General features: G+C 67.3%; 5 protein-coding genes and 2 pseudogenes. 3 read left to right on the top strand and 4 right to left on the bottom strand.

The window, feature by feature from the left end; genetic code table 11:
* From K789_RS0103670 to K789_RS0103660, 3 genes and pseudogenes are all read right to left on the bottom strand, one after another.
* Positions 1 to 659: pseudogene (locus K789_RS0103670) on the bottom strand (thiolase domain-containing protein); the annotation flags it as partial.
* Positions 656 to 1,354, bottom strand: a complete 699-nt coding sequence (locus K789_RS0103665) for a CoA transferase subunit B (protein ID WP_024365576.1) — start codon at positions 1,352 to 1,354, stop codon at positions 656 to 658. The gene K789_RS0103665 and the pseudogene K789_RS0103670, both read right to left, overlap by 4 nt.
* Before the next feature lie 32 nt (positions 1,355 to 1,386).
* Entirely contained in the window at positions 1,387 to 2,118 is a 732-nt protein-coding gene (locus K789_RS0103660) for a CoA transferase subunit A (protein ID WP_024365575.1), read from the bottom strand.
* Positions 2,119 to 2,319: 201 nt separating this feature from the next.
* Here K789_RS0103660 and K789_RS0103655 point away from each other — a divergent pair, with 201 nt between their 5' ends.
* The gene (locus K789_RS0103655) at positions 2,320 to 3,096 is read left to right on the top strand and encodes an IclR family transcriptional regulator (RefSeq protein WP_024365574.1); all 777 of its coding nucleotides are present in this window, start codon (positions 2,320 to 2,322) and stop codon (positions 3,094 to 3,096) included.
* 15 nt (positions 3,097 to 3,111) lie between these two features.
* Here K789_RS0103655 and nadE read toward each other — a convergent pair whose 3' ends face one another.
* Positions 3,112 to 3,933, bottom strand: coding sequence for an ammonia-dependent NAD(+) synthetase (gene nadE, locus K789_RS0103650; RefSeq protein ID WP_024365573.1), 822 nt, complete (start codon positions 3,931 to 3,933; stop codon positions 3,112 to 3,114).
* A 100-nt stretch (positions 3,934 to 4,033) separates the two neighbouring features.
* Between nadE and K789_RS26540 the strand changes: the two are divergent.
* Together K789_RS26540 and K789_RS26535 are read left to right on the top strand one after the other, a co-directional pair.
* Positions 4,034 to 4,552: pseudogene (locus tag K789_RS26540) on the top strand (FAD-dependent monooxygenase); the annotation flags it as partial.
* Positions 4,446 to 5,196 (top strand): FAD-dependent monooxygenase (locus K789_RS26535; protein WP_306376440.1); only part of this gene is annotated, 751 nt, incomplete at its 3' end. The pseudogene K789_RS26540 and the gene K789_RS26535, both read left to right, overlap by 107 nt.

The following is a 5,196-nucleotide window of genomic DNA, read 5'->3' as shown; positions in this document are numbered from 1 at the left end:
GAGCAGTCGGTGCGGCGCAGCGGGTCGGCGACCATCGGGTTCTTGTCCGAAACGGTCCGGCAGAACTCCTCGCCGAGGTCCTTGCGGAGCTGGGCGTAGGGGTTGTCGACACCGTTGCGGTGGTTCTTCGCAGCGATGGTGCCCAGCACGTCCGAGATTGGTCCATAGCGCTTCTCGTAATGCTTGGCCACCTCGGCGAAGAGCCCGGTGAAGCCGGTGCTGGAGGCCTTACCGGCCATGTCGTAGTCTGCGCCGAGCAGTGCCGCCCCGACGACGTCCGCCCCGGCGTGGGTCATCTTCTCGGCGCCGATCACAAGGACGGTTTTCGCGGTGCCGGCCAGCAGCGATTTGGTGCCCTGCTGGAACGCGGCCGACCCGGAGGCACAGGCGTTCTCGACCCGGGTGGACGGGACGTTGGCCAGCTGCTCCGAGACCTGCAGCGCCAGCGAGGACGGGAAGGCCAGCGGCATCATGCCGGAGTTGAACTGTCCGAGGTAGATCTCGTCGATCCGGCCCGGCTCGATCCCGGCGTTGGCGATCGCCTCCGTGGCGACCTGCACGATCAGGGACTCGAGGGTCTCGTCCGCGAGCTTGCCGAAGCGGCTGTGTCCCCAGCCGGTTAGCAGTACATCTTTGCCGAACTGTTCGCGCAGGCTCATGCTGTGGCTCCTTCAAGGGTGGGGGTTGTGTCGACGGAGGGCGCGACGTCGAACTCGGCTTCCGTCTTTTCGCGGATTTCCTCGACGGTGACGCCGGGGGCGAGGCGGGTCAGCGTGAGCTGCCGGACGCCGCCTGTGTCGTGTTCATCCTTCACAAGGTCGAACACCGCGAGGTCGCTGATGATGCGGTCAACGCAGCTCAGGCCGGTGAGGGGCAGCGTGCACTCTTTGACGATCTTGGCGGTGCCGTCCTTGGCGTTGTGTTCGGTGAGCACCACGACGCGCGGCGTGCCGGCGACGAGGTCCATGGCGCCGCCCATGCCCTTGACCATTTTGCCGGGGATGGTCCAGTTGGCGAGGTCGCCGTGACCGGACACCTGCATGGCGCCGAGGATGGCAACTTTGACGTGCCCGCCGCGGATCATGCCGAAGGAGGCGGCGGAGTCGAAGATGCTGCCGCCGGGCAGGACCGTGACAGTCTGCTTGCCGGCGTTGATAAGGTCGGCGTCCTCCTCGCCCTCGTAGGGGAACGGTCCCATCCCAAGCAGGCCGTTCTCGCTCTGGAGGACGACGCGAACGCCGTCGCGCAGATTGTTGGCGACGAGCGTGGGGATGCCGATGCCAAGGTTGACGTAGTCGCCGTCGTTGAGTTCTTCGGCCGCGATGGCAGCCATTTCATTCCGGGTCCAAGCCATGGTGATTCTCCTGGGTGAGTAGGGGGCGGCGCTTAGGCCGGAACGGGTGTGGCGTCGGCAGCTTCCGCGCGGGGGCGGACCGTCCGCTGTTCGATGTCCTTGACCCGGCTGCGGGCCTGGACGAGGCGCTGGACGAAGACGCCGGGGGTGATGATGTGGTTGGGATCGAGCGCGCCGGGCTCGACGATGACCTCGGCCTCCGCGACAGTCACGGCGCCGGCCGTGGCGACCACAGGGTTGAAGTTCTGGGCGGTGTAGCGGTAGATGAGGTTGCCGTCGGTGTCGGCGGTGTGGGCGTGCACCAGGGCGACGTCGGCCTTGATGGCGCGTTCCTGGACGAAAGTCTCGCCGTCGAATTCGGCGAGCGGCTTGCCTTCGGCGACGAGGGTGCCGACCCCGGTCTTGGTGTAGAAGGCCGGGATGCCGGCGCCCCCGGCGCGGAGGCGCTCGGCGAGGGTTCCCTGCGGGGTGAACTCGACCTCCAGCTTGCCCGCCAGGTACTGCTCGGCGAAGAGCTTGTTCTCACCCACGTAGGAGGCGATGACCTTGCGGACCTGGCCGGCTTCAATCAGTATGCCGAGGCCTTTGCCGTCCACGCCCATGTTGTTGGAGACCACTGTGAGGTCCTTGACACCGGAATCGCGTACGGCCTCGATCAGGTCGGCCGGGATGCCGCTGAGGCCAAAGCCTCCGACGGCGAGCGTCATGCCGTCCCGCAGCACGTCCTGCAGCGCGGCTGCCGCGCCGGATTTCAGCTTTGACATTTGCATCTCCTCATTGAGCTGTTGACGCAATCCACTTTGTGGACTGTTCCTCTGCTGTTGGAGCCTACGGTGCCGAAAAGGGGGCTGTCAATGGATGATTTTTCCCTCAATAGTGCCATTTTTACAGTGTGGACGGTAGGCTAATGAGTGTCCACAATATGGATGCTTGAGGACGATTGAACACAAAACCCGAGGAAGAAGATGACTTCATTACCGGTCCAGGGCGCACAAGTCGTCAGCCGCGTCGCCTCCCTGCTGCGTATTGTCGGGCGGAAACCGGAAGGATCCCCGCTCGTTGAACTCGTCAGGGAGTCCGGGCTCACCCGCCCCACCGTGCACCGGCTGCTCTCCTCGCTGGCCTCCGAGGGCCTGCTGGACCAGGACCCGGTCAGCGGCAACTGGGTGCTGGGTCCGGAGATCCTGCTGATGGGCTCTGTGGCGTCGGCCCGCTTTCCGCTTGAGGATATCGCCCGGCCCAGTCTCCGCCGGCTCGCAGAGGAGACCGGCGAAAGCGCGTTCTTCTCCATCCGGCGCGGCACCGAGACGGTCTGCCTGCTCCGGGAGGAGGGGAGTTTCCCGGTGCGGTCCTTTGTGCTGCACGAGGGCGTCCGGTTCCCGATCGGGGTCGCCTCCGCCGGGACCGCCATCATGGCATTCCTGCCGGAGGCGGAGCAGGCGGAATTGCTGGCCGGCTGGACAGCTCACGCCGGCAACTTTGCGGCCGCGCACACCGAGGCCCTGGTCAGGGAGAACCTGGCGAAGACGCGCCAGGCCGGCTACTCGGTCAATCCCGGGCTCGTGCTGGAAGGCAGCTGGGGGATGGGCGCCGCAGTCTTCGACCAGCGGGGGCGTCCCGCCTGGGCGTTGTCGCTGACCGGAATTGAGCCGCGCTTCCGTGCGGAGCGGCAGGAGATGCTGGGCCGCCTCCTGATGGACGAGGCGCACCGGATCTCCACCCTGCTGCAGGGCGCTAAATAGGTCAGCGCCCGCCGGCTACTTCCACCAAGTGTCGAAGATGGTGACCGGGACCGTGCGCTTGTGCCGGGTCCGGAGGTATTTCTGTTCGATCAGCTCGGCTGCGGCCACGGGGATGTCGCGGCCCTCGAGGTAGTCATCGATCGTGTCGTAGCTGAGGCCCAGTTCGTCCTCGTCGGTGCGGCCGGGCTGGCCATCGAGGAGATCGGCCGTGGGGACCTTCTCCCAGATCCGGGCCGGGGCGCCGAGTTCGGCGAGGAGTGCCCTGTTCTGGCGCTTGTTGAGCCCGAACAGCGGCAGGATGTCCGCGCCGCCGTCGCCGTACTTGGTGAAGAACCCGGTGACCGATTCCGCACCGTGGTCCGTTCCGATGACCAGGTAGTTGTGCTCGCCGGCGAGGGCGTACTGCGCGATCATGCGGGTGCGGGCCTTCGTGTTGCCCTTGTGGAAGTCGGAGATCCCGTTGCCCACGGTCTTCTCGAATTCGTCCTCGAACCCGTCCACAGCCGCGGAGATATTGAACGTCCACTCCGTCTTGGCCTGGATGAAGTCCAGGGCGGCCTGGGCGTCGTCCTCGTCGTGCTGGACACCGTAGGGCAGGCGGACCGCCACGAAGTTGGCCTCCACACCCTCGGCCGCCAGCTCTTCGACGGCCAACTGCGCCAGCCGGCCCGCGAGCGAGGAATCCAGCCCGCCGGAAATGCCCAGCACGAAGCCCCTGGTGTGGGTCGCCTTGAGGTAGTCCTTGAGGAAGGTGACGCGTTTGCGCACCTCCCCGGCGGGGTCGATCCGGGGCTGCACGCCCATTTCTTCGATGATTTTCGCCTGGAGTTCACGCATGACTCAAAGCCTAGTCAGCAGTGTCAACCGGGCTCAACTGTGTCCGCCGGACTGGCGCAGCGAAGGCCCCCTCCCGCAGCATCCTCCGCAGGCGTAGCGTATGCCCATGGAGACGACGGGGTGCGTAGTGGTCGGCGGCGGGCCGGCGGGCATGATGCTGGGACTGCTGCTGGCACGGGCCGGCGTGCAGGTCACGGTTCTGGAGAAGCACGCCGATTTCTTCCGGGACTTCCGCGGCGACACCGTCCACGCCTCCACCATCCGGCTGATCGACGAACTGGGCCTGGGCGAGGAGTTCCGCCGGCTGCCGCAGAGCCGGCTGAGCAGTGTCGTTTTCCCGGTGCCTGGCGGCCCTCCGGTGACGATCGGCAACTTCGATTCGCTGCCCCCGCCCTACAACTACATCGCCATGATGCCGCAATGGGACTTCCTCGACTTCCTGGCCGGCGCCGCAGCCCAGGAACCGTCCTTCAGCCTGCGCATGGGCCATACAGCCACCGCCCTGGTCCGCAATGGCGGCCGGGTCACGGGGATCCGCTACCGGACCGCCGACGGGGCCGGCGGCGAACTCCTGGCGGACCTGGTGGTTGCCGCGGACGGACGCCATTCGACCCTGCGGCGTGCGGCGGGGCTGCCCCCGAAGGAGTATCCCGTGCCGTTTGACGCCTGGTGGTTCCGCCTGCCGCGCCATGCCTCCGAGCAGGGCGCCGTGGCGGGCATCGTCCCCGCGTTCGGGCGGGGTCAGGCCCTGGTGGCGCTCAACCGCACCGACTACTACCAGATGGGGTACCTCGCGCCAAAGGGCACGGACACCCGGATCCGGGCCGAGGGCGTTGCGGGCTTCCGGCGCCGCATCGCGGCGCTCCGNCCGCCCCGACCTCGCCGACCGGGTGGACGCCATCGCGTCGCTGGAGGATCTGCACTGGCTGGACGTGCGACTGGACCGGCTCCGCCAATGGCACATCAACGGACTGCTCTGCATCGGCGACGCCGCACACGCGATGTCCCCGGCCGGCGGGGTCGGGATCAACCTTGCCATCCAGGACGCCGTGGCGGCCGCGGACTGCCTTGCTCCCGCGTTACTCCGCGGACGGGTTCCACGCGGCGAGCTGGCCAAGGTCCAACGACGGCGGCAGTTGCCCACGGTCGTGGTCCAAGCCGTGCAGCGGGTGATGCACCGCGTGGTATTCGGGCCGATCATGACCGGAACGCGGGCCGGGGCGCCTGCCCTGCTGCTGTTCCTGGCCCGGCACGTCCCGGCCG

It is taken from the genome of Arthrobacter sp. TB 26, assembly GCF_000427315.1.
Taxonomy (GTDB): Bacteria; Actinomycetota; Actinomycetes; order Actinomycetales; family Micrococcaceae; genus Arthrobacter.
Note: the sequence above shows the minus strand (reverse complement) of the source record. Positions and strands in the feature narration are given on the sequence as shown.

What these genes read in the sequence shown, in the direction of transcription:
- K789_RS0103665 (WP_024365576.1), bottom strand. Translation starts at nt 1,354, where the DNA reads ATGGCTTGGACCCGGAATGAAATGGCTGCCATCGCGGCCGAAGAACTC.
- K789_RS0103660 (WP_024365575.1), bottom strand. Translation starts at nt 2,118, where the DNA reads ATGTCAAAGCTGAAATCCGGCGCGGCAGCCGCGCTGCAGGACGTGCTG.
- K789_RS0103655 (WP_024365574.1), top strand. Translation starts at nt 2,320, where the DNA reads ATGACTTCATTACCGGTCCAGGGCGCACAAGTCGTCAGCCGCGTCGCC.
- nadE (WP_024365573.1), bottom strand. Translation starts at nt 3,933, where the DNA reads ATGCGTGAACTCCAGGCGAAAATCATCGAAGAAATGGGCGTGCAGCCC.